Below are 23,929 nucleotides of genomic sequence, written 5' to 3'. Positions count from 1 at the left end.
AGCCGACTGATGCAGTTTTTATCCGATACCCATGGCTGTGATGGCTGGGCTGGGGAAATGGCCCAGAGGATTCGCGCATTCGACTGGTCCACTACCGACCTCGGCCCCATTGGCGCCTGGCCCTCCAGCCTGACCAGTGCCGTGCAACTGATGCTGGCATCGCCCATCCCTATGGTCATGCTGTGGGGACGGGCGGGTTACATGATCTACAACGACAGCTATTCGGTGTTTGCCGGCGGTCGCCACCCGTATCTGTTGGGGGCGCCGGTAGAACTGGGCTGGCCGGAAGTCGCCGACTTCAACCGCAATGTGGTCGACACCTGCCTGGCCGGCGGCACCTTGTCCTATCGCAACTTGCCCCTGGAGCTGTTGCGCGACGGCCGCCCGGAACAAGTGTGGATGGACCTGTATTACAGCCCCGTGGCCGGTGACGATCAGCAACCGGCCGGGGTCCTGGCGATTGTGGTGGAGACCACTGAACACATGATCTCCGAGCGCTTGCGCCAGGAACTTACCCACAACCTGGAGCAGCGTGTCGCCGCCGAAGTGCAGGCCCGTTCTGCCGCCGAAGAACAGCTGCGTCAATCACAGAAGCTGGAAGCCATTGGCGGCCTGACCGGGGGCGTGGCCCACGACTTCAATAATCTGCTGCAAGTGGTCTCCGGCAATCTGCACCTGCTGGCCCGGCATGAACCGGACAACCTCCAGGTGCAGCGCCGCGTCAGCGCCGCCATCGCGGCCGTGGAGCGCGGGGCCAAACTGACCTCGCAACTGCTGGCGTTCGCCCGTCGCCAGCCGCTGTCACCAGCGGTGTACAACCCACTGCGCATCTATGAAGGCCTGGGTGAGTTGCTGCAGCGGGCGTTGGGAGAAACCATCCACATTGATGTGCAACTGCCCCAGAATCCGTGGTGCATTAACGTCGACCGCAACCAACTGGAAAACGCACTGCTCAACCTGGCGATCAACGCCCGGGATGCCATGAAAGGCGAGGGCGTGATTCGGATCACCGGCGAAAACATCATCCTCAACCCCCGGACTGCGCCGGCAAAAGCATCAACCCCGGTGAATATGTGCGCCTGGCCGTCGCCGACAGCGGCGTCGGCATGTCACCGACGATCCTGGCACGGGCCTTCGAACCGTTTTTCACCACCAAGCCGAATGGGCACGGTACCGGCCTGGGCCTGAGCATGGTGTTCGGGTTCGTGCGCCAGAGTGGCGGGCATGTGGAGGTCGAGAGCGAGGAGGGCAGTGGCACCGTGGTGCAGATGTATTTCCCGCGCAACCTTGGAGAGCCGGAAAACCACGATACGCCCCTCGAGCCTGCACAACACAGCGGCGGCCAGGAGACCATCCTGGTGGTGGAAGACAACGAAGGCGTACGTGCGGCCGCGGTGGAACTGCTCGAACAATCCGGCTACACCGTGCTCACCGCCGAAGACGGCGACCGGGCCATGCTGATGCTCCAGGCCGGCCTGCAACCGGACCTGATTTTTACCGACGTCGTGATGCCGGGCCGGGTCAAAAGCACCGACCTGGCCAAGTGGGCGCGAGAGCAAGTGCCGGCGATAGCGGTGCTGTTTACCTCCGGGCATACCCGCGACATCCTTTCCAGCAACCACCTGCTGGGCAACGACATCCACCTGCTGAGCAAACCCTATGGCCCGGATGAATTGGCGCAACGGGTGCGCTCGGTGCTGACCTCCCGAATGATGTGACGGATGGAGATCTAACCCGCAAAGCCAATCCACTGTAGGAGCTGGCTTGCCTGCGATGGCGGTCTATCAGACCCCCATCTGGCAACGGACACACCGCCATCGCGGGCAAGCCCGGCTCCCACAGTGGATCTTCACTGCCTTGAACACACCGATAAGGTTACCCATGACTTCCCAGCGCAATCTTCCCCCAGACACCTCACTCACCACCCAACGCCCAGGCTTCGTGCGGGTGCGGGGTGCCCGGGAACACAACCTGCGCAACGTCGACGTGGACATCCCCCGTGATGCCCTGGTGGTGTTCACCGGCGTGTCAGGCTCCGGCAAGTCCTCGCTGGCATTCTCCACCGTCTACGCCGAAGCCCAGCGCCGCTACTTCGAATCCGTCGCGCCCTATGCCCGTCGCCTGATCGACCAGGTCGGCGTGCCCGACGTCGACTCCATCGAAGGCCTGCCACCCGCCGTGGCCCTGCAACAGCAGCGCGGCACCCCCAGCACACGGTCCTCAGTGGGCAGCGTCACCACCTTGTCCAGCCTGATCCGTATGCTCTACTCCCGCGCCGGCAGCTACCCGGCAGGGCAACCGATGCTCTACGCCGAAGACTTTTCCCCCAACCTGCCCCAAGGCGCGTGCCCGCAATGCCACGGCCTGGGCCGGGAGTACGAAGTGACCGAAGCGCTGATGGTGCCCGATCCGTCCCTCACCATTCGCCAACGCGCCGTGGCGTCCTGGCCGCTGGCGTGGCAAGGGCAGAACCAGCGCGACATCCTCGTCACCCTCGGCTACGACGTCGACATCCCGTGGCGCGACCTGCCGAAAAAGCAGCGCGACTGGATCCTCTTCACCGAAGAAACCCCCACCGTCCCGGTGTACGCCGGCTTCACACCTGCCCAAACCCGCGACGCCCTCAAACGCAAACTCGAACCCAGCTACCAGGGCACCTTCACCGGTGCCCGACGCTACATCCTGCACACGTTCACCCACTCCCAAAGCGCCCTGATGAAAAAGCGTGTTTCGCAATTCATGCAAGGCAGCCCATGCCCGCAGTGCGAAGGCAAGCGCCTGAACAAGGCCGCGCTGTCGGTGAAATTTGCCGGCGTGGACATTGGCGAGCTGTCGCAAATGTCCCTGCTGCAACTCGCCGAGCTCCTGCGCCCGGTGGCTGAAGGGCAGGGCGATAAAAAGCTCTCCGTGGAAAAACGCCTGGCCGCCCAACGCATCGCCCAGGACCTGCTCGAACGCGTCAGCACCCTGACCGACCTCGGCCTCGGCTACCTGGCCCTTGAGCGCAGCACACCAACCCTGTCCTCCGGTGAACTGCAACGCCTGCGCCTGGCCACCCAGCTGGGCTCGCAACTGTTCGGCGTGATCTACGTACTCGACGAACCCTCCGCCGGCCTGCACCCTGCCGACGGCGAAGCCCTGTTCGCCGCCCTCGACCGCCTGAAGGCCGCCGGCAACTCGCTGTTCGTGGTGGAACACGACCTGGAAACCATGCGCCGCGCCGACTGGCTGATCGACGTCGGCCCGGCTGCCGGCGAACACGGCGGCCAGGTCTTGTACAGCGGCCCACCCGCCGGCCTCGCACAGATCGAAGCCTCGCAAACCCGCGAATACCTGTTCGCCGAAAAGCGCCCCGTCAGCCAACCACCGCGCCAACCCACCGGCTGGCTGAGCCTGGAAGGCGTCACGCGCAACAACCTCAACGACCTCAGCGTGGACTTTCCACTCGGGTGCTTCACCGCCGTCACCGGCATCTCCGGCTCGGGCAAATCCAGCCTCGTCAGCCAGGCGCTATTGGAACTGGTAGGCGCAGGCCTGGGCCGCGTCGTGGAAACCGAAGACGAACCCAGCCTCGAAGACGACGCCCCACAAACCAGCGGCGGCCGCATCAGTGGCGGGCTGGAACACATCCGCCGCCTGGTCCAGGTGGACCAAAAACCCATCGGCCGCACACCGCGTTCCAACCTCGCGACCTACACCGGGCTGTTCGACAACGTGCGCAAACTGTTCGCCGCCACACCCGCAGCGAAAAAGCGCCATTTCGATGCCGGGCAATTCTCTTTCAACGTCGCCAAAGGCCGCTGCCCGAACTGCGAAGGCGAGGGTTTTGTCAGCGTTGAGTTGCTGTTCATGCCCAGCGTGTACGCGCCGTGCCCGACGTGCCACGGCGCGCGGTACAACCCGGAAACGTTAGCGATCAAGTGGGAAGGCCTGACCATCGCCCAGGTGCTTGGGCTGACGGTTGAACAGGCGGTAGAGGTATTTGCCGAAGAGCCGGGTGTGCTGCGCTCGCTGCAAGTGCTGCGGGATATTGGCTTGGGTTATTTGCGCCTTGGCCAGCCGGCGACCGAGTTGTCGGGCGGGGAGGCGCAGCGGATCAAGCTGGCGACCGAGCTGCAGCGTAATGCGCGGGGCGCGACGTTGTATGTGCTGGATGAGCCGACGACCGGGCTGCATCCGCGGGATGTGGATCGGTTGTTGAGCCAGTTGAACCACCTGGTAGAGGCGGGGCATACGGTGATTGTGGTGGAGCATGAAATGCGTGTGGTGGCGCAGAGTGATTGGGTGATTGATATTGGGCCGGGGGCCGGGGATCGAGGCGGGAAGGTGGTGGTGAGTGGCACGCCGCAGAAGGTGGCGAAGAGCAAGAGCAGCCGGACGGCGCCGTTTTTGGGGCGCGAGTTGGGCTGAGTTTTGCTCGACGTGGGCCATGTTCGCCGGCAGCTTCGTGATTGCCCGAGCGTTCGGTAGACTGCCCCGATTTTTTCTGATTTCCCCATCTTGTGAATAAATGGCCCTATGAGATGCGTCGAAAATGGATCTTTTATCGATCCATTTCTCTTCTTATAGTCGGCCAACGCCCCAAGCAGTTAACAGCGGTCATTAGTTCAGCTGTGGGGTTAGGTTTCTCATTTGCGGAAGTTGATATGAATTATAAAAACGGCTCTATCAGTATCGGGGTGGCTGCACTTTTAGTGCTGTCAGTTCTGCGTTTATCCACTAACCAACCCCCAACCCGGGAAGAGTTTGTAAAGTATCCATCTCTCCGACAGAAGTGGTTCACGATATGCGACGCTCGCAGCAACCTTGCCGAGCTCAATGATGAAGGCTGCAAGCATTTACGCGAATGGCAGGCGGCCACCAAATTTCCCGTACTGGACAATTTGATGAATCAAAACCTGGGTAAATAGCTAGATGCCATATGACTTTTTCAGTTGGCTGGAGCATCCAGCTGGAATCCGGAAGTCATCATCGCCCCCTACCTGCGCCCCTCAATGCTGCGCACCAACGCCCCAAAAAGCTCACCCCGCGGCATCTCGCTCATGGGAATATTCGCCTTCTCGAACCACTCCCGATCCGCCTCAGGATGCGGGCCACTCAGAACCACTACACCCTTTTCATAGGTGTAACGCGCTGCCGCCACATCACCATTCCGGTAGGTCGCAATGGTTGAAGAAGGCAAGGTCGCGTCAGGCTTGGGAAAGTAAGGCCCATCCTGATAAAAGACGCTATCGGCTTTCCCATCCCACACAACGTTCACCGCCGCGTCCGCAATGCCCGCGACCTCAAACCCAGGCCTGCCCGCCTCTGAATCAAGGTCGTAGGGTATCAGGCCAAAATTGCTGTCATCGGCCAGATAAGCGCCCATACACAGCCCCAGGTAGCGCCCACCCTGGGCGACAAAGTCACGAATGGCTTGCACCCGCGCATCCCCCAAACTATCAAGCGCCGCAGGGATGTCCTGGCCGCCGCCGGGTTGAACGTAGAGGTCGTAACGAGCGAGGCTTTGCGGCGTGATGTCGATCGATTCATCTGCACCAACAAAGTCGATCTGCGCATTCGGGCGGACGCGCAGCAGGGCTGTTTTAACCTTCTCTGAACATTCCTCGCAGCCGGCGGGGCCTCGGTAGATCGCGACATGGGTGATGGGGGTTGCGGCTTGCATCGAGTAAGGAAACAGCGTGAAAAACGCAAAAAACGTTGCGGCGATGGCATGCAGATTCATGGTTGTAGGGCCGTCTTAAAGCTGATTGGGTCCGATCGGACTTTGTGAGTCAAAGCCTAAAGCTAATAGCCACGTGAAGGCGTGAACATTTGTAAATCGGCCAGTGTTGCTTGGCGCAACATTTTCCAGGCTGGCCCAATACATCGGCTACGGATGTGTTTGGAGAAGGGCTATGCAAAGTGCAGTAACGCCGGATGGGTTGGCGTTGTTCGCTGCTTTTGTCCGATTGCTGCCATTGGTGACTGGCTGCAATCGGCCAGAAGCGGCCTCTGGCGGTCGCAGAAAGTCCCTTCAGCCGTGTGCGGCCAGGTCAGCGTATATGTCGAGACTGACAGCTCGGTGGTGGACGCATGGCTTAGCGTGCCGTTCGCTGTTCTTTACCCAACTCGTGAGCAATGAACCGGCCCGCCGTCTGTGCGGCGTCGATTAGCCGTTTGCGGGGCATGCCGTTACACGCCGCGGACGATAGCCCGCGCAGGGTAATCGAAAGGTAGTCAGTGAGGCATTGGGCTTTTTCGGGCAGTGTCAGATCAAGATAATTCCGAATCGCCTTGACGCCTCCGTCCGCCAGAGTTTGCGCCATCTGGCGGGCTACTTCGTCGTCCGCACGCGTGCCCTCGGTGACCATGCAACCGCGCAACACACTGTCGTTTCCATACTGCTTCGCTGCCGCGACCAACAAGGCGGCGAGTGCTTCAGGCACTGGTCGGTCCGGCGCCAGCAGTTTGTCCAGCGGCAAAGCATGCTCGCGGATGTAGCGCAGCATGGCCTTCTCGAATAACTCAGCCTTGCTGCCATACGCGGCGTAAAAGCTGGGCGGCTTGATATCCATGGCCTCGACGAGATCCGTGAGGCTCACCGCGTCGAAGCCGTGTTCGTGGAACATGGCTTGGGCAATGGCGACACCAGCCTCTCTATCGAAAGCAGGGCGGCGTTGGCGAATTTTGTCAGTCATGATGATCTCGTTGGTGTGCTCGTGATTGTAGCGACCGCTATATCCTGGGGCAACTGCGCTGAGCTGAACGGCGGGATTATATAGCAACTACTAAATAGCTTGCGGCCTTCGCGAACGCTATGTAGTGTGCGCTATATAAATTCATTCGCCCTCAACACATACGGGAGTATCAGCATGCAGTTTCAAGACAAAGTCGTTCTCGTCACCGGAGGGTCCTCGGGATTGGGCCTTTCCATCGCCCAAGAGCTGGCAGGGCAAGGGGCCACGGTGGTGATTACCGGGCGTCGGCAGGAGCAATTGGAGGAGGCTTTATCGAAGCTCGGGGACCAGGCCAGCGCGGTGGTCGCGGACGTCTCGGTGATAGCCGATCTCGCTGTGCTATTTGACGTAATCAAGACTCGTCATGGTCGAATCGATGTGCTGGTCGCCAACGCCGGTATGGGTGAAATCGCTCCGCTTGGCAGCATCACCGAGGCCTATTTCGACCGAGTATTCAGCACCAACGTCAAGGGTGTGACCTTCACCGTTCAGGGCGCACTGCCTCTCATGGGCGAAGGCAGCAGCATTGTTATCATTGGTTCTACTGCCTCCATTGATCCCGGCCCCGGCCTCAGCGTGTACGGCGCCACCAAAGCAGCATTGCGCACGCTGGTCAGAAGCTGGACGCTCGATATCAAAGGCAGAGGGGTGCGCATCAACCTCCTGAGCCCGGGCCCTGTGGATACCCCGTCACTACGTCATATGCTAGCGGAACACGCTGAGGCCGTGATTGAGTCCCTGAGTGAGAAGAGCACCATCGGACGTATCGGTCAGGCCCATGAGATTGGCGCTGCCGTGGCCTTCCTGGCCAGTGATGCAGCCAGCTACGTCAACGGCGTCGAACTGTTCGCGGATGGCGGGGCTTCGCAGTGTTAGATCACTGGATGGCTGCGGAGCCTGAGGTTTACCGCAAGTGTTGATTCCGTTTCGGCGCCAGCCACAAGACTGACAACTCGCTTATCAAAATCATTGCTCGTCAGACGCCAAATTGGATTATCGCCAAGGTCGTTTGCCGAGCGCATCAAATGTATGGCCGCCGCTATACATCCTTCCTTTGTGGGCTGAAGCCTAGGAGAGAGTCATGACTAACTCACCAGAAATCCTCGCACGTCTTGACGCCGAGAGCGCCATTCATCGTCTTCACGCTACCTACATCCATCGTCTTGACAGCGGAGATTTCGCGGGTGTGGCCGAAGTGCTTCAGCATGCGGTGATTCATGTGCTAGGCACTGAGGCCTCCACGGTTGAGGGGTTGCTGGGTTTTTTCGAGGCGGGTCTTCAGGTACACGCCGACGGTACGCCGCGCACTTGGCATTCGATCACCAACGTACTGATTGACGTCGCGCCTTCGGGCGATAAAGCGAGTTCTGAGAGTTACTACACCGTGCATCAGCAGCTCGACGGATTCCCATTGCAACCTATCTGCGCCGGCAAGTACCTCGACCAATTCGAGCTGCAGGATGGGGCGTGGCGTTTCACTCGTCGTGAGGTGACTTTGCGTTTTGCAGGCGACCTTCAGCACCACGTTAAAGGTGTTCAAAGTGATGCGGTCGCCCAAACCGCCTGACAGAACAAACAGGCTCTACGCTCAACTCGCGAGAGGGTTCGGGTGTGGGGCTCTGACTCTTCGAGTTGGCACCCCGCAGCCTTGCAAACTAAAGAAAGAGCATCTTGAAATTCCAAGGACTACCACGATGACTATCAAACGACAGGCGCTCATCACCGGCGCCAATAAAGGCATTGGGCTGGCGATTGCCAAGGGACTTGCCGAGGCAGGGTTCTTTGTTTGGATCGGTGCACGCGATCAGCACCGAGGCGAGCAGGCCGTCGCCCAGTTACGTGATGCCGGGCTCGATGCAGGCCTCTTGGAACTGGACGTTGCGGTCGAAGACAGTGTGTACCGAGCCGCAGCGATGCTGTCTGAGCAAATAGGTGCACTTGATGTCCTGATCAACAATGCCGGGATTGCGGTCGACATGACCAAGGCACCCAGTGAGGTGCGAATGCAGGACATGAAAGCTGTTTACGAGGTCAATCTGTTTGGTCCGGTGCGCGTCACCCAAGCTTTCCTGCCCTTGCTGAAAAATGCCGCCCACGCCCGGATCGTCATGATGAGCAGCGGCGTCGGTTCGCTCACGTTGATAACAGATCCGACATCGATCTATTCGACCGTCAACCTTCTCGATTACACCTCGTCAAAAGTGGCACTGAATGCCGTAACGGTCTCCTTTGCGAAAGAGCTTGAGCCGCTGGGAATCAAAGTGAATGCCGTCGAGCCTGGGCATGTGCGGACCGATCTTAATGGCAACTCGGGCGTATTGACGCCGGAAGAAGGGGCACAAATAGTCATCAAGATGTCGCTGCTGGGTCCCGATGGTCCAACCGGTGGCTTTTTTGGAAGTCACGGTAGACAGCCCTGGTAGTCAGATGAAAGCCAGCCGCGCGCGATGCCCAAGGGATTCGACTGTCCGCTGCTGGCCGAAAGTGGTCATCGACAGCTTTTCGTTGCTCACGCTGCACAACGCATTCACAAGAAATCACTGACCTGGAACGGTTTATCAGTCGCGAAAATCGATTCATAGAAGGTCGATGACTCAGCTCTTGCAGAGTAACGCTTCAACTACAACGCCAAACGCTGACGAATGTTCACGGCGATTGGGGTAGTAGAGATGGTAACCGGCAAAGGGTTGGCACCAATCTTCCAACACCCGCACAAGGCTACCGTCGGCAAGCTCCTTCGCCACCATGTCCTCTGGCAGGAAGGCCAAGCCACATCCCGCCACGGCCGCACGCAAAACTGGCACGCTGCTGTTGAATGTCCATTGGCCTTCGACGCGGGCCTTGAGTTCGTGGCCATCCTTTTCGAAATCCCATTGCATCAGGCTGCCGTGAGTCGGCAGGCGCAGGTTGATGCAGTTGTGCGCCGCCAGATCTCTCGGTTCCATCGGGTAAGGCCGCTGCTGGAAATACTGCGGTGAGCCGACAACGGCAATGCGTAACGATGGCCCGATCGGCACGGCGATCATGTCCTTGGCCACCTGATCACCCAGTCGAACACCAGCGTCATAGCGCTGCGCGACGATGTCGGCGAGGGCGTAATCGACGGTGATTTCGACCTTGATGTCCGGGTAGTCGGGCAGCACCTTCAGCAGCTTCGGCCAGAGAATATTGTTCGCCGCATGCTCGGACGCCTGAATCCGCACATTGCCGGCGGGGGGGTCGCGAAACTCGCTGACTGCCGCCAGTTCCAGTTCAATTTCTTCAAAGCGCGGCGCCATCGCTTGATACAGGCGTTGGCCCGCCTCCGTTGGTGAAACACTGCGTGTAGTCCGCGTCAGCAAGCGCACGCCCAGCCGGGTTTCCAGTGCCCGCAGAGTGTGGCTCAGCGCTGACTGCGAAACGCCCAGTTGCGCGGCAGCACGGGTAAAACTGCCTTCGCGGGTGATGACCACGAAGGCTTGCAGGTCGTTGAGATTGGGGCGGGACATTTGATGAAAACCTCTCATGAGGAGCGCGTGATTATTCCATGAAAGCAGGTCGCGCACGGATGCGCGACCCTTGGTGCGCTGATCACAAGGTGCGTGAGTAAAAATCCGTCAGTTTGCCGATCGCCGCATCGACATAACGCGGCACCCAGTAGGTTTCAATGTGGGTGGCGCCATCGAGGATGAGCACTTCCTTGTCGGTGGTGCCGGTGGCTTTGGGGAACGCATCCTGAGTCATGTACAGGCTGTCGGCCTTGCTGCCGGCGATCATCAGCAACGGTTGATTGATCAACTCGATATGGTCGGTGGCGTCGAAACGCATCAGGTCAATAAGGCTGCTGGTGGTGTATTTGAAGGTCGAGTTCGGGTGCGCGTGGGTTTTCCAGTAGTACTCATAACCTTGGCGATACAGTTCGAAAGGCAGTTTGGCAATCTGCTCATCGGTGAGGTTGGCATCCCCCGAATACAGCACCGCGCCCCGCGCTGCTTCTTGCGCGCGGGCTGCTGATGCCTGTTGCAAACGTTGCTGGATGCTGTCCATTTGCGAGTCGTTGTAACCGTTGCGGCGTACTCGACCCGAGTTGAACATGCTCACCGTCGCCAGGGATTTGAAGCGTTTGTCGGTTTGCGCCGCCGCCAACGAATAACCACCGCCGCCACAAATGCCGAGCAGGCCCAGACGATTGTCATCCACGCCAGCGAACTGGCTGATGAAATCGGCCATGCCGTGAATGTCTTCGATGCGATACGCCGGTTTATCGATGCTGCGCGGCTGACCACCGCTGGCGCCCTGATAGGCCGCATCGGCCGTGATGGTGATGTAGCCCTGTTCGGCGAGGCGCTGGGCATACAGACCGGCGACTTGCTCTTTTACGCCGCCATTCGGATGCGCAATCACCACGGTCGGGTAGGTCTTCTTCGCGTCGTAGTTGGCAGGAGTGTAGACGTTGGCGGCGATGTCCAGACCGTTGAGCTTATAGCTGACCGGGTGGATGTTGACCTTGCCCGGTTCGTTGCGGGTGATCGCGCCGTCGTAGGCGAGGGTGAACGGGTTCTTTTTGTAGTCAGCGGCCAAGGCTTCGCCTGCCGAGAGGCCGACCAATGCCGACATGAACGTGGCTTTGAGGGTGTTCTTCACGTGAAGCTCCTGAGCAAAAAAGGGCAGCAGTTGCAAAAGTGTTTGGGTCAGTCCAGCTGTTTTTCTTTGAGGAACTGCGCGACCAGGTCAGCGATCTGCACGTTGTTCAGATCCGACATGGGGAAATGGGTATTGCCGTGAATGCCAATTTCCGGCAGGTGTATCAGTCGCACATCACCGCCATGGCGATTGACCGCGTCACGCCAGAGCCGGGCCATTTTCAGACGTGCGCGCCAACTGTCCTGAGCGGGCAGATCGACTGCCTGTTCCGGGATGTTGTCGCCGTACAGGATCAGAATTGGAATGCGCGTCAATGCCATGAATTGCTCCATCGGCACCGCTGCGCCTTGCACCGTGTCGAACGCGCTGGGGATCGGCGCCGGCACTTCACCGTCAGCAAACACGAAACTGCTGCCCGGCTCGAACGCCACGATGGCTTTGACCTTGTCGTTCTTGATCGCCGTCAACCAGCCCGGCCCGCCACCCTGAGAATGCGTAAACAGGATGCCGGGGCCGATTTTGTCGAACAGCGCCGACACACCATCGGAGACCACGCCCATGTCAAACGGCCCGGTGTTCGGCGTCATTGCCCTGAAAAACTGCTCACGAGTCTGGGCGTCCTGTGCCACTTGCACGCCGTTGAAGTAGCGGGGCCAAAGACCGATGCGGAACTGGTTGAACCACAGTTGTTCGTCCGGCACTGGCTTGATGGTGGTCTCGACCATGCTGCGCCCGGCATCACCACGCCGGGGCTGATCGATCAGATAGACGCCGTAGTGGCGGCGCAGAAAGATGTTCTGAAAACCCTCGCGACCATCGGCGGTGGTTTCCCAGGTCTTGGAAAACTGACCTGCGCCGTGCCACATGACGATGGGCAGTTTTCGCGCGTCTACCGGGATTTGATAGAAGGCGTAGGCGTGGTCACCGTGGTATGTCTGGCCGTTGAGCGTCATCGGTTGGCGCGGGTTGAAGGTGCCCGGTGCCGTGGTCATCGTTCCGCCGGCGGCGAAGCTGCCTTGTTTCTGGATCAGCAGCGGGCCTTCGGAGTGGTTCGCGCAGGCCGCCAACAGGCTCAACAGCGTGACGCTCAGCAAATGTTTTGCAGTTCTCATATCATTTCCTCGACGACGTGAGGGCTTGGGCCAGCGCTGCGTTGGCCCGCTCGGCAGTCTGTGCATCGCCATGCTTTTTCAGCAGCTCGGTGACTTGGTGCAACTGTGCCGCGCTGAGACCGACGCGCAGGCTCGCCGCCATGTGCGAGCGCAACTGAGGCTCGACCCCCGGCGTCGCTGCCAGCGCACCGACAGTCGCCAGTTCGCGACTTTGCCAGTCGAGGTTGTCGCGCTCGAAGATGTCGCCGAACAGGTGGGTTTGCAGGAAGCGGTTGATCACTGGGGCGAACTCGAACACCGGGCCTTTGACCGGGGCGCCGGAGATCTTGGTTTGATTCGCCGTGCCCGCGGCCAGCAGCTCATCCCCGACCGGAATCGCCCGGCTCGGCTCACGCCCCGGCGCATCGTCAAGGCCGCGTTGTTTGCGCGCCTGCACCACGGCCATCAATTCATTCAAGGCGTTGAGGCTGCGCGGGAAGCCGACGTAGGCGTAGAGCTGCACGAGAACCTCGCGGGTTTCGCTAATGGTCAGGCCGGCATCAAGCCCTTGGTTGAGCGCCGTGTTGAGGTTGGGCATGTCGCTGGTCGCCATGAACGCCGCGATCAGTGGAATGGCTTGTTGCTGGCTCGACAAGCTGGCTGCGCTGTCGGGTGTGCTGGTCATGGTGGGCGAAGCCTCGGCTGCTTGAGTGGTGACGCTGAACATCGCCCCGACGCTCAGGCAGAGCGCCATGAGTGTGGGGAGGGCAGTGCTGTTGCGAGTGTCAGTGATCATCGTGAAGGCTCCATCCATTGCGGGACGCTGCGGTGTCGCTGGATCGTAAGGAGGATGGTTGTGGCGATTAACCCCGAAATAGCGCATGGACTCCTGAGCAGAACTCATGAGTCGACGTTGCAATAACTGCTGGAATCCCGGTGCTGGCCTTTTGTTACGGGGCCTTGAGGTTGCGTGGGGGGGTGCCGCGAACGTGCCGGTCGAGCAGCTTCGACACATTCCGTAACTTTATTGGCCGGCGTATTGCGCCTCCGAGACCTGCTCCGCCCAAGTGACGGTCTTGCCGTCCTCGGCTTCAGCGATGGCGATGTGGGTCATGCCGTTGCTGGCCGTGGCGCCGTGCCAGTGACGGGTGTTCGGTGGAATCCAGACACTGTCGCCCGGACGGATTTCCTGACGCGCGCCACCCTCTTGCTGCACATAGCCGACGCCGGCAGTGACGATCAGCGTTTGCCCCAGCGGATGGGTGTGCCACGCCGTGCGTGCGCCCGGCTCGAAGGTCACTGTGCCGCCGCCGATGCGCGCCGGCGGTTCACCTTTGAAAAGGCCATCAACGCGTACCGTGCCGGTAAAGTTTTGCGCCGCGCCTTTGACCGAGGGTTGCGAGCCGTTCGGCGTAATGCGGATTTCGCTGGCGGCCTGGGACTCTGCCGCCATCAGTGACAAAGCAACGAGTGGCGCAATCAATCGGTTCATCGGATTAGTTCTCCGGTCAGACAGGGAAAGCGACGCCGCACATGGCGTCGCATAGGGCAGACTCAGAGTCCGGTCATTTTCAGTGCCGACTCCGGCAGACGTTCGCCGTGCACGCGAATCTGCGCCATCTGTTCGTTGATCACGCGCAGATCGTCGCCGGTCAATTGCAGCTCGACCGCGCCCAGGTTTTCTTTCAGGCGATGCTGTTTGGTCGTGCCCGGTATCGGCACAATCCACGGTTTCTGTGCAAGCAACCAGGCCAGTGCCACTTGCGCCGGCGTGGCGTGTTTGCGTTGCGCGACGGCTTTCACCACATCGACCAACGCCAGATTGGCCCTGCGCGCTTCAGGGGAAAAGCGCGGGACGAAATTGCGGAAATCGCTCGCGTCGAACTGCGTGTTCTCGTCGATCTGACCGGTGAGGAAACCGGCGCCCAGCGGGCTGAACGGTACGAAGCCGATCCCCAGTTCTTCCAGCACGGCTAGCAGTTCCAGCTCCGGGCCACGCCAGAAGAGCGAATATTCGCTTTGCACTGCCGTGACCGGTTGCACCTTGTGGGCCCGGCGAATGGTTTCCACACCCGCCTCAGAAAGGCCGAAATGCTTGACCTTGCCCTCGGCGATCAGATCCTTGACGGTGCCTGCCACGTCTTCGATGGGCACCTGAGGATCAACCCGGTGCTGATAAAACAGGTCGATGCAATCGGTACGCAGACGCTTCAACGCCGTTTCGGCCACGGCGCGTATATGCTCCGGGCGGCTGTTGGTGCCGCCGCCACGTGCGCCGGTGATCAGGTCGATATCGAAGCCGAACTTGGTGGCGATGACGACCTGCTCGCGGATCGGCTGCAAGGCCTCGCCCAGCAGCTCTTCATTGGCGAACGGGCCATACGCTTCAGCGGTGTCGAACAAGGTGACGCCTTGCTCGTGGGCCGAACGAATCAGCTTGATCATGCTGGCTTGGTCGGCTGCCGGCCCGTAGGCCGACGTCATGCTCATGCAGCCAAGACCCAAGGCGGACACTTCCAGGCCATTGCCCAACGTGCGGATTTTCATGAAGTTACTCCGTACAGAATTCGATTAATACGTGAGAGGGTGATCGTTAAGCCAGCCGTTCACGCGTTCCATGGTCTTGCGCTCCTGCTCACCCTCCATCACAAAACCTTCCAGCACTTTGGCCTTCGGCGCGTGCTTGACCAGCACACTGCGGCTGTTGCCCAGGCCATATCCACCATGGGTGTTGAAGGGGATGAGGGTCTTGCCGGTCAGATCGTGGGCGCTGAGGAATGCGCGCACGATCGGCGGGGCGGTTTCACCCCAGATCGGAAAGCCGAGATAGATCGTGTCGTAGTCGCTGAGGGCGTGAACCGTGTTTTGCAGCTCGGGTTCGAAGCCACTGTCACGTTCCTGGCGCGCCTGTTCCACGGTTTGCAGATAGTCCTCGGGATAGGCGTGGGCGGGGCGAATCTCGAACAGATCGGCACCCAGTCCACGCTGGATCAGCCCAGCGACCACGCGGGTATTGCCCGAGCGCGAGAAATACGCGACCAGAATCCGCGAGCCCGAACGCGGTATTTCACTGGCGCCTTGCGTGTCAGCGAGCGACAGCAGCGGAGCGCTGGCCAGTGCGGTGATCACCATGCGCCGCAGCGGATCGTGATCGTTACTCATCGGCCGACGCGCGCCTTGAGGGCCTCGGGATAGCGCTCGCCTTCGATGCGGATCTGCGCCAACGCCGTATCAATGGCCTTGAGTTCGGCGGCGTCGAGGGTGATGTCCGCGCCGCCGAGGTTTTCTTCCAGGCGATGCAGTTTGGTCGTGCCCGGAATCGGCACAATCCACGGTGCCTGCGCGAGCAGCCAGGCCAGCGCGATCTGGGCCGGTGTCGCTTGTTTCTGCGCAGCAATCTGGCGGATCAACACCACCAGACCCTGATTTGCCTGCAGCGCCGACTGGCTGAAACGCGGGACGATGCTGCGGAAGTCGTCACTGCCATAAGTGGCCTCGGCCGACACCGTGCCGGTGAGAAAGCCTTTGCCCAATGGACTGAACGGTACAAAGCCGATGCCCAGCTCCCAAAGGGTCGGCAAGATTTCCAGCTCAGGCTCGCGCCACCACAGCGAGTATTCGCTTTGCAGCGCCGTGACCGGCTGTACCGCATGGGCGCGACGAATGGTTTGCGCGCCTGCCTCCGACAGGCCGAAGTGCTTGACCTTGCCTTCGCCAATCAAGTCCTTCACTACGCCGGCGACGTCTTCGATCGGCACGTCCGGATCAACGCGGTGTTGGTAGAGCAAATCGATGTAATCGGTCTTCAGTCGACGCAACGAACCCTCGACGGCTATTCGAATACGTTCGGGCCGGCTGTCCAGAGTCTGCTTTGTATTGTCGGCGCCGACGGCGAAGCCGAATTTTGTCGCGATCACGACCTGGTCGCGAACTGGCGCCAGCGCCTCGCCGACTACTTGCTCATTGATATAGGGGCCGTAGAATTCGGCGGTATCGAAGAACGTGACGCCTCGTTCAACGGCTGAGCGGATCAGTGCGATGGCTTGTTCGGTATCCGTGGCCGGGCCATAGCCATGGCTCAGACCCATGCAGCCGAGGCCGAGGGCGGATACTTCAAGTGAACTGTTGCCGAGTGTGCGTTTGTGCATGTTGATCTCCCGTTGGGCGTGGGGAGGACAGTAAGCGCGCTAACGACTGAGGACTAGACGGGTAAATCGGCAAGGCTTCATGAGATTTGCTCATCAGTCCCGAAAGAGAGGAGCTGGCGAAGCTGGCAGTATCAGCCCCAAGGAGGGGAGATCAAGGTTGATCCAGACGCGGCCATTTTGCATGTGAAACAGCAGGATCAGTCATGTGATTGCCCTTATCGGCTCGTACTGCCCGCCTTCAATCGTCAATTGGCCTGGTTCCAACCGGGACGTGCTTAACCACCATTAGCCCGGTTGAACTGCCAACGTGTGGAACGACCCGCTGTGCCGGTAAGTCTACCTGTATCTACTCATGGGTAAGGTACAGCGCAATGGATAAGACAATCACCGTCGATCAACTAGAGACAACCGACCTTGGATCAATCAACGAAATATGGCTTGGCGAGACGCATACCCAGCTATGCCTATGGCGTGGCGAACAGGTCTTCACCCACGAGATGATGAGCGAGGGCACCCACGATCAGAATGTCCAACGCCTGTGCTTGCAGTTGGTCAACCCTGACGATCAAACCGCCGTAGCCAGCGTTGAGGTAATTGTGCGCGAACGGCTGAAAAAAATGGGGAAGGAGGGCGAGTTTTACCCCGCAGAGGAGGCTGATACTCATCAATAAGAAGAGGGGTATCGGTCATTCAGGGGGAGTTGGTCCAAGGCCTGTTGTCGCTTGGAGGCGTATCTTTCGATGAGGATCCTGGAACGCTTAGAGTGACTCACTCAATTCAGTAACCCCATGGAGCAGCCAACGGGTTATGGATATCGAATTTCGCGGTAGTGGCATGCGTGATAACCCGTCTGTGGGTACATGAATCGCCCCTGATTTCATAGGCGCATTATGGATTCAATCGGTTTGTGTAGCCATCCAGGTCAAAAAATCATGGAGCTGAGTCGTAAATTTCTTTGGCTTGGCATCCGGGTTCCTTGCCTGGGACAAGAAAAAAGAGATCTGCATTTTCATACTCGGGTAATGCTGAACAAACTGCTCGACAAGCTCTTCCAGTGTTTGCGGCCACATCAGGTCCTGTTCAGAGCGAAGCAGTTGAGTTGACCGGATGAGTTTGCGCGAAGCTTCTCGCTGCAAGCGCAGCGATTGCGTCGGTGTGGTCGCCTGGTCGATAAGGTCGGCATACCGGGTCAGTACGGATTCAAAGTCACCATTCACGGCAATGGCGATATCGCGCGACGGCTTGAACCGGTCGAAGCGTTGGGTCAGATCATTGCCCCATAAGCAACGACAGTGATGCTTGAGCCAATACCCCCAGCTCAATCGATTGTCAGGTGTCAATACTTCAGCACGACTACCGATATCGAAATCGATCTTGGTGACTTCGGCATGCCGACTTTCCAGCGTGCGCCTTTTCGACTCCAGCATTTCCAGATCCTGCGAGGTAGGAGGGCTATGCAGAATAAGGGTTAGGTCAAGGTCAGAAACCCCCGGCACGGCGTCGCCTCTCGCGACACTGCCATAAAGATAAATCCCATCCAGCAAAGGTTCCGGCCGCGCGAGCGTCATGCAAACGTCCGTCAGCAAAGCCTGAAACTGTGGCTGCGTCTCGACGTTGGACACGGTGAGGATATAACCGTCCGCATCAGTGCCACGAGGTTGGAGTCGTTCCATGAAGCCGTCCGTGAGTGGTGCTCAGTAAAAATCGGGGTCAACCCCCATCAAGACGTGCGCCGGCCTTCCAGGCTGGAAAACACATACATACCCGCCAGCATCGCCACTACAAAGATGAGAATTTGCCAGTGCCCGGTAAACAGAATGGCGACCGCAGGCCCAGGGCAGATGCCGGCAATTCCCCAGCCAATACCGAACACCACGCTGCCCCCTATCAAGCGTATGTCCAACGCCCTGCTCACAGGCAACTGCATGGGGGCCGCGAGCAAGGATTGTTTGTGCTTGCGCGCCCAATTCATAGGGATCACTGCCACGGCGATGGCCCCGACCATCACCAAGGCGAGTGACGGGTCCCAGGCCCCCGCCACGTCGAGAAACGCCAACACCTTGGCGGGGTTGGCCATGCCGGCCAGGAGCAGGCCCAGGCCAAAGATCAGCCCGGCGAGAAATGCGCTCAGCTTGGTCATCATCTTCAAACCCCCAGCACATGGCGGATGAGGTACACCGTTGCAAAGCCCGCGGTCATAAAGCACACGGTCGCCACCAGGGAGCGGGGTGACAATCGAGAGATCCCACACACACCGTGACCACTGGTACAGCCGGAGCCGTACCGAGTTCCCAAGCCAACGAGCAACCCCGCCATCACCAAGGCCGGCCACTGTGCCGTGATCTCGATCTGTGGCAAGACGCTAAACAGCCCCCACAGCAATGGCGCAATCACCAGGCCAAGCAGAAACAACGCTTTCTCGCCCCAGCCCTCACTGCCAAACCGCATCACGCTACCCAGCAAGCCGCTGATACCTGCGACTCGGCCATTTGCGAGAACAAACACGCTGACGGACAGCCCGATCAAGGCGCCTCCGCCTGATGAAGCCCAAGGCGTGAAGTTGATCCAATCAATGCTCATTTTGCAGTTCCTGCACAGGAGAGTGGGTGAGGGCTGTTGATCAGCGAAGCATCATAACCATCCGCGCGGGTCTGGGTCTGTGCAAGTCAGATTTTGCTGCCGCCCCCCATGGAATGGTGACGCCCTGCTTCCAGTACTAAAGGAGGTGTCAATGCCCGCTAAAGGACCATTTCGGTCTGACGCCATAGGTTTAGGCTCAGCCTTGTGATCGTCAACGATGACAACAAGACGCGCCGCATCACCTGCGAGATGAGTAGAAAACCTCACTGACTCCCGTGTCTCCATAATAAAAAGAGGATTTATCATGAGTAGCACCTTCTTCATTCCTTCCGTGAACATGATGGGCATTGGCAGCCTCGACGAGGCGATGCTCGCAATCCGCAAGTACGGGTTCCGCAAAGCCTTGATCGTCACCGATGCCGGCCTGGCCAAAGCCGGCGTGGCGGCCAAGGTTGCCGGCCTGTTGGCCCAGCAAGACATCGACTCCACCCTGTTTGACGGCGCCAAACCGAATCCTACCGTCAGCAACGTGGAGAAGGGCCTTGAACTGCTGGCCCGCAGCGACTGTGATTTCATTATTTCCCTGGGCGGCGGTTCACCCCACGACTGCGCCAAGGGCATTGCCCTGTGCGCCGCCAACGGCGGGCACATCAGTGATTACGAAGGCGTGGACCAATCCGCCAAGCCACAAATGCCCCTGATCGCCATCAACACCACCGCCGGCACGGCGAGTGAAATGACCCGTTTCTGCATCATCACCGACGAAGTCCGCCATGTGAAAATGGCCATCGTCGACCGCAACGTCACACCCCTGTTATCCGTCAACGACCCTTCGCTGATGGCCGCCATGCCCAAAGGCCTGACCGCCGCCACCGGCATGGACGCACTGACCCACGCCGTCGAAGCCTACGTGTCGACCGCGGCCACGCCCATCACCGATGCCTGCGCACTCAAAGCCATCGAACTGATCTCGGCCAACCTGCGCACCGCCGTTGCCCAGGGTGACAACATGACCGCCCGGGAAAACATGGCCTACGCGCAATTCCTTGCCGGCATGGCCTTCAACAATGCTTCGCTGGGGTATGTACACGCCATGGCGCACCAACTGGGCGGGTTCTACGACCTGCCTCACGGCGTGTGCAACGCGATCCTGCTGCCCCATGTGTCGAGCTTCAACGCCAGCGTATGCCCGGCCCGGTTTAAGGATATCGCCCATGCGATGGGGGTTGAGACTCAGCAGCTGGATGCGGAGAAGGGGGCTGCGGCGGCTATCACGGCCATCCGTAAACTGTCTGCGGATGTGGGGATTCCGAGCGGGCTCGTCGAATTGGGTGTGAAGGCTGACGATATTCCGACCCTGGCAACCAACGCCATGAAAGACGCCTGCGGCTTTACCAATCCACGTCCTGCCAATCAGGATGAGATCGAGCAGATTTTTCATACGGCGATGTGATTGATGTGAAGTGATGCTGGAGAGAACGCCCCGCCTTTGGTTGAAGTGCGGGGTGTTTTGGTTTTGTTCGCCGATAGGGTTGGAGTGGCTCACTGGCTGGCCGGCGGGCTGTCACGAGGGGCTACTGTCGGCGCAAAAGCGGCCCGATGCGGCAGTCAAACTTGATGGCTTCCTGGTGTCATCCGCAACGCTGAAACCTCACTCCAGCGGCAGGGGGCGATCAGTGATGACGTGCTTCATCACCAATGTCGATGTCAAACGCTGTACGTTCGGTAACCTCGACAGTTCTTCGTCGTATAGTTTTTGAAATGCAGGAAGATCTGCTGTTACCACCATCAGCAGGTAATCAGGATCGCCAAAGAGTCTCTGCGCTTGGGTGATATGAGGAATACGCGGTAAAGCATCTTCAAAATCCGCTACAGCCTTTTGGTGTCCCTCTCGAAGCGTCACGAATACCAAGGAAGAGAAATTGAGTCCTATCTCAGTTGCGGACAGTTGAGCTCGATAACCCTTGATCACTCCCGCATCTTCCATCGCCCTAACGCGTCGATGGCATGGAGACAAACTGAGACCCACGCGGTCGGCCAGCTCTGTCAGCGACTGACGACCATCCTGCTGCAGCTGCGCAAGAATCTTCCTGTCAATACGGTCCATCAAGAAAAACCTCCTAATCTAGTCAGCTTCTGTAGGCAACTTCGAAAGATAATACCACTTCGCTTTCATTATCCTTCTATCACAGTTTTTCAGGGTCGAGCTTCGCTCTGGATTGATGGAAAAGGAGGATTTGACCGTGGCTATTTCTCTGGTTATGGCGTTTTGGGCCGTATCATTTTTGTTTGTTATCACGCCTGGGGTCGACTGGGCCTACGCGATATCGGCAGGTTTACGAGGCCGTGTCCTACCCGCCGTAGCCGGCATGCTTTCCGGGCACTGTGTAGCCACGCTGATCGTCGCTGCAGGCGTGGGCGGGGTGCTGGTAAAAATACCCTATGCATTGCTGACATTAACGCTGATGGGGGCGGCCTATCTCTTATGGCTCGGCTTCAATATGTTGCTCAAGCCTTCGTTGCCTGCTCAAGGAAAATCCCATGATGACAGTGGCTGGATGGCCTGGGCAATAAAAGGATTGTGTGTCAGCGGTCTCAACCCGAAAGTTCTCTTGTTGTTCCTGGCGCTGCTACCCCAGTTCACTGATGTCTCAGCTGCATGGCCAGTATGGGCTCAGATTGTCGCGTTAGGTCTGATTCACGGTTTCAGTTGCGGCGTCGTCTATCTCGCGGTCGGTTATGGCGCTGGAGAGGTGCTTGCTTCACGTCCAGCAGCGGCTATCAACGTAAGCCGGATATCTGGCGCCGCGATGATCGTAATCGCTGTGGTTCTTGCTGCCGAACGGCTGTTCATTTGAAGTGAGGAAACGATATGTCTGACCAAAATAACGCTCCGTACACCAGTCCTCGTCGCAGCAGGGTACGAATTCCACACTTACGGGATATGAAGGCACGAGGTCAGAAATGGGCCATGTTGACTGCTTATGACATGTACGCCGCGTCAGTCTTTGAGGCGGCAGGAATTCCGGTGTTGCTCGTAGGCGACTCCGCAGCCAACAACGTGTTTGGACATAACTCGACGTTAGCAGTAACAGTTGACGAGATGCTTCCTCTTGTCAGGGCGGTTTCGAGTGCTACCGAACGGGTGTTGGTCATTGCGGATTTACCTTTTGGCTCTTATCAGGGATCGCCTGAGCAATGTTTCCAGACCGCAGTGCGCTTCATGAAGGAAGGCGGCGCTCATGCCGTAAAGCTCGAAGGTGGGACCGAGATGCTTGCGCAGGTGGAGAAGTTGGTAGCCGCAGGCATACCGGTTATGGCCCATATCGGTTTCACCCCACAGGCAGAACATCAACTAGGCGGATACCGCATTCAGGGCAAAGGCCGAGATGCGCAGCAGTTGATCGACTTGAGCGTGGCCTTCGAGCGTGCTGGCGCGTTTGGCCTGCTGATCGAGATGGTGCCAGGCGATGTAGCAACGAGGATAACCGACACAGTCTCCATTCCTACCGTCGGAATAGGTGCTGGTAGTGGTTGCGACGCTCAGGTGCTTGTCTGGCAGGACATGGTGGGACTACGCAATGGTCAGCTGCCGCGATTCGTCAAACAATATGCGGATATGAGGACGGTGATGAGTGACGCCGCTCACGCCTTTGCCAAAGACGTCGAATCGGGCTTATTCCCAGGGCCAGATCATACTTTCTAGATCATCGGAGATAGCAATGAACGCACTACGCCAGAAGGCAATTGAAGGACTTGAGGAAGGCGATACTTTTGAAATCAGACGCACTTTTTCGGATGCTGAAATCGTTCAATTTGAAGCGCTATCCCGCGACCACAACCCAGTGCATTCCGACACTTTGTACGCAGAAGCCAAAGGTTTTAATAGCGTCATCGCTCATGGCTTGTTGACTGCAACATTGGTCACCGAGATCGGAGGGCAGTTGGGCTGGCTAGCCACCACAATGAGCTTTAGCTTTAAGCGCCCCGTTTATGCGGGGGACGAGTTGACCTGCGTGTGGAAAATTGTGGCGATCGACGACCGAAATCGAGCGCAAGCCGAGGTGATCATAAACGACAGCTCAGGTCAGGCCGTATTGCTCGCGGAAACTACAGGGCTTATTCCCAATGAAACCGAGAAAAAACTACTCGGGGAATCACGGAGCAGCATAAAACCTCTTGCAGATAAATGACGAATGCATCGCTTAATGATGCTCATTTTTCGACCGGGAATGGAAATGCGAGACGCGGGTTTTCTCGCTCTAGCTGCTTTTGTTGGTGGCGCATCGGGAGTATTGCTGACCTATAAAATATCGCTTTTGGTGGGATTGCCCTTCGCACTATGCGCAACCCTAATGCTCCATCTCACTTGGCGGACGCAAAGTTTCGCTCCCCGACCGCCGCGTAAGTCGGGTCTATAGTTTGACCGTATTAGTAGGCCTTCTGAGTGGCGCTTTAAAAGACTGTACGGGCTACCGGGTGTTCGGCAAGTAGGAGGATGACTGCGTTGAGGTGATCTTGGAACCTGGATCCGCAACGGGGGCAAGAGGGGATTCATGAATGATGAGGCGAGGCGGTATGTCCTATTTTGGCCTTGAGTAAAGTCCGTGGAGGGTAACACTTGAGGCAAAAAGGAATGTCGGCTTCTGGCCAAAAGCCGGCATTCAGCATAGCCGGAGAAAAGCAGTGCCTTGGCACGTGTGCCGTCGCTGAGCCGCTGTAGATGCCTACAACACCCCAGCGGCTAATCGATTGCGTGCACTGAACG

At 58.7% G+C, this 23,929-nt stretch carries 24 protein-coding genes and 1 pseudogene; 11 read left to right on the top strand and 14 right to left on the bottom strand.

Going from position 1 to position 23,929, the window contains the following annotated elements; translation table 11 throughout:
* Positions 1-9 precede the first annotated feature (9 nt).
* The 3 genes and pseudogenes from NVB75_RS06910 (at position 10) to NVB75_RS06900 (ending at position 4,910) form a co-directional block, all read left to right on the top strand.
* Positions 10-1,718, top strand: a pseudogene (locus NVB75_RS06910) (ATP-binding protein).
* Between the two features lie 163 nt (positions 1,719-1,881).
* On the top strand, positions 1,882-4,410 hold the full coding sequence (gene uvrA, locus NVB75_RS06905; RefSeq protein ID WP_258346587.1) for an excinuclease ABC subunit UvrA: 2,529 nt from the start codon (positions 1,882-1,884) through the stop codon (positions 4,408-4,410).
* 236 nt (positions 4,411-4,646) lie between these two features.
* A complete protein-coding gene (locus NVB75_RS06900) occupies positions 4,647-4,910 on the top strand; it encodes a hypothetical protein (RefSeq protein ID WP_258346586.1) in 264 nt (87 codons plus the stop codon).
* A gap of 68 nt (positions 4,911-4,978) precedes the next feature.
* Here NVB75_RS06900 and NVB75_RS06895 read toward each other — a convergent pair whose 3' ends face one another.
* Positions 4,979-5,725 (bottom strand): BPL-N domain-containing protein, encoded by a 747-nt coding sequence (locus tag NVB75_RS06895; protein WP_258346585.1) that lies wholly within the window; start codon positions 5,723-5,725, stop codon positions 4,979-4,981.
* A 355-nt stretch (positions 5,726-6,080) separates the two neighbouring features.
* Positions 6,081-6,680, bottom strand: a complete 600-nt coding sequence (locus tag NVB75_RS06890; protein WP_258346584.1) for a TetR/AcrR family transcriptional regulator — start codon at positions 6,678-6,680, stop codon at positions 6,081-6,083.
* 174 nt (positions 6,681-6,854) lie between these two features.
* On the opposite strand from NVB75_RS06890, the gene NVB75_RS06885 reads away from it, so the two are divergent.
* The 3 genes from NVB75_RS06885 (at position 6,855) to NVB75_RS06875 (ending at position 9,142) form a co-directional block, all read left to right on the top strand.
* Positions 6,855-7,595, top strand: coding sequence for an SDR family NAD(P)-dependent oxidoreductase (locus NVB75_RS06885; protein ID WP_258346583.1), 741 nt, complete (start codon positions 6,855-6,857; stop codon positions 7,593-7,595).
* Positions 7,596-7,800: 205 nt separating this feature from the next.
* Positions 7,801-8,286: a nuclear transport factor 2 family protein gene (locus NVB75_RS06880; RefSeq protein ID WP_177008677.1), complete on the top strand. Its 486-nt coding sequence runs from the start codon at positions 7,801-7,803 to the stop codon at positions 8,284-8,286.
* A 127-nt stretch (positions 8,287-8,413) separates the two neighbouring features.
* Positions 8,414-9,142, top strand: a complete 729-nt coding sequence (locus NVB75_RS06875; RefSeq protein ID WP_258346582.1) for an SDR family oxidoreductase — start codon at positions 8,414-8,416, stop codon at positions 9,140-9,142.
* Between the two features lie 171 nt (positions 9,143-9,313).
* Here the strand turns inward: NVB75_RS06875 and NVB75_RS06870 are convergent, their stop codons facing one another.
* The 8 genes from NVB75_RS06870 to NVB75_RS06835 form a co-directional block, all read right to left on the bottom strand.
* Positions 9,314-10,207: a LysR family transcriptional regulator gene (locus tag NVB75_RS06870; RefSeq protein WP_258346581.1), complete on the bottom strand. Its 894-nt coding sequence runs from the start codon at positions 10,205-10,207 to the stop codon at positions 9,314-9,316.
* Between the two features lie 82 nt (positions 10,208-10,289).
* Positions 10,290-11,342, bottom strand: coding sequence for an alpha/beta hydrolase (locus NVB75_RS06865; RefSeq protein WP_258346580.1), 1,053 nt, complete (start codon positions 11,340-11,342; stop codon positions 10,290-10,292).
* Between the two features lie 47 nt (positions 11,343-11,389).
* Positions 11,390-12,334: an alpha/beta fold hydrolase gene (locus tag NVB75_RS06860; protein WP_258348549.1), complete on the bottom strand. Its 945-nt coding sequence runs from the start codon at positions 12,332-12,334 to the stop codon at positions 11,390-11,392.
* Positions 12,335-12,455: 121 nt separating this feature from the next.
* A complete protein-coding gene (locus NVB75_RS06855) occupies positions 12,456-13,229 on the bottom strand; it encodes a carboxymuconolactone decarboxylase family protein (protein WP_177019868.1) in 774 nt (257 codons plus the stop codon).
* 228 nt (positions 13,230-13,457) lie between these two features.
* Complete coding sequence (locus tag NVB75_RS06850) at positions 13,458-13,925, bottom strand: cupin domain-containing protein (protein WP_258346579.1); 468 nt, start codon at positions 13,923-13,925, stop codon at positions 13,458-13,460.
* A 62-nt stretch (positions 13,926-13,987) separates the two neighbouring features.
* A complete protein-coding gene (locus NVB75_RS06845; protein WP_258346578.1) occupies positions 13,988-14,980 on the bottom strand; it encodes an aldo/keto reductase in 993 nt (330 codons plus the stop codon).
* Positions 14,981-15,004: 24 nt separating this feature from the next.
* The gene (locus NVB75_RS06840) at positions 15,005-15,595 is read right to left on the bottom strand and encodes a flavodoxin (RefSeq protein WP_258346577.1); all 591 of its coding nucleotides are present in this window, start codon (positions 15,593-15,595) and stop codon (positions 15,005-15,007) included.
* Positions 15,592-16,581, bottom strand: coding sequence for an aldo/keto reductase (locus NVB75_RS06835; RefSeq protein ID WP_258346576.1), 990 nt, complete (start codon positions 16,579-16,581; stop codon positions 15,592-15,594). Before NVB75_RS06835 ends, NVB75_RS06840 begins: the two co-directional genes overlap by 4 nt.
* A 371-nt stretch (positions 16,582-16,952) precedes the next feature.
* Here NVB75_RS06835 and NVB75_RS06830 point away from each other — a divergent pair, with 371 nt between their 5' ends.
* On the top strand, positions 16,953-17,252 hold the full coding sequence (locus NVB75_RS06830) for a hypothetical protein (protein WP_017475289.1): 300 nt from the start codon (positions 16,953-16,955) through the stop codon (positions 17,250-17,252).
* A gap of 225 nt (positions 17,253-17,477) precedes the next feature.
* On the opposite strand, the gene NVB75_RS06825 is transcribed toward NVB75_RS06830, so the two are convergent.
* Genes NVB75_RS06825 through NVB75_RS06815 form a run of 3 tightly spaced genes read right to left on the bottom strand, consistent with a single transcriptional unit; the run spans position 17,478 to position 19,161 of the window.
* Positions 17,478-18,254: a nucleotidyltransferase domain-containing protein gene (locus NVB75_RS06825; RefSeq protein WP_258346575.1), complete on the bottom strand. Its 777-nt coding sequence runs from the start codon at positions 18,252-18,254 to the stop codon at positions 17,478-17,480.
* Positions 18,255-18,301: 47 nt separating this feature from the next.
* Positions 18,302-18,721, bottom strand: coding sequence for a DUF6691 family protein (locus NVB75_RS06820; RefSeq protein ID WP_258348547.1), 420 nt, complete (start codon positions 18,719-18,721; stop codon positions 18,302-18,304).
* Positions 18,722-18,726: 5 nt separating this feature from the next.
* A complete protein-coding gene (locus NVB75_RS06815; RefSeq protein ID WP_258346574.1) occupies positions 18,727-19,161 on the bottom strand; it encodes a YeeE/YedE family protein in 435 nt (144 codons plus the stop codon).
* A gap of 304 nt (positions 19,162-19,465) precedes the next feature.
* Between NVB75_RS06815 and yiaY the strand changes: the two genes are divergently transcribed.
* Positions 19,466-20,614 carry an L-threonine dehydrogenase gene (gene yiaY, locus NVB75_RS06810; RefSeq protein ID WP_076016933.1) on the top strand — a complete coding sequence of 383 codons (1,149 nt, stop codon included), beginning with the start codon at positions 19,466-19,468 and terminating at the stop codon, positions 20,612-20,614.
* Between the two features lie 198 nt (positions 20,615-20,812).
* Here yiaY and NVB75_RS06805 read toward each other — a convergent pair whose 3' ends face one another.
* A complete protein-coding gene (locus NVB75_RS06805) occupies positions 20,813-21,268 on the bottom strand; it encodes an Lrp/AsnC family transcriptional regulator (RefSeq protein WP_063031151.1) in 456 nt (151 codons plus the stop codon).
* Positions 21,269-21,398: 130 nt separating this feature from the next.
* Here NVB75_RS06805 and NVB75_RS06800 point away from each other — a divergent pair, with 130 nt between their 5' ends.
* Genes NVB75_RS06800 through NVB75_RS06790 form a run of 3 tightly spaced genes read left to right on the top strand, consistent with a single transcriptional unit; the run spans position 21,399 to position 23,354 of the window.
* Positions 21,399-22,019, top strand: coding sequence for a LysE family translocator (locus NVB75_RS06800; protein WP_081253258.1), 621 nt, complete (start codon positions 21,399-21,401; stop codon positions 22,017-22,019).
* A gap of 14 nt (positions 22,020-22,033) precedes the next feature.
* Positions 22,034-22,867, top strand: a complete 834-nt coding sequence (gene panB / locus NVB75_RS06795; protein WP_063031149.1) for a 3-methyl-2-oxobutanoate hydroxymethyltransferase — start codon at positions 22,034-22,036, stop codon at positions 22,865-22,867.
* A 16-nt stretch (positions 22,868-22,883) separates the two neighbouring features.
* Positions 22,884-23,354 carry a MaoC family dehydratase gene (locus NVB75_RS06790; protein ID WP_063031147.1) on the top strand — a complete coding sequence of 157 codons (471 nt, stop codon included), beginning with the start codon at positions 22,884-22,886 and terminating at the stop codon, positions 23,352-23,354.
* Positions 23,355-23,929 lie beyond the last annotated feature (575 nt).

This window comes from Pseudomonas sp. CBS, assembly GCF_024734645.1.
Lineage (GTDB): Bacteria > Pseudomonadota > Gammaproteobacteria > Pseudomonadales > Pseudomonadaceae > Aquipseudomonas.
Note: the sequence above shows the minus strand (reverse complement) of the source record. Positions and strands in the feature narration are given on the sequence as shown.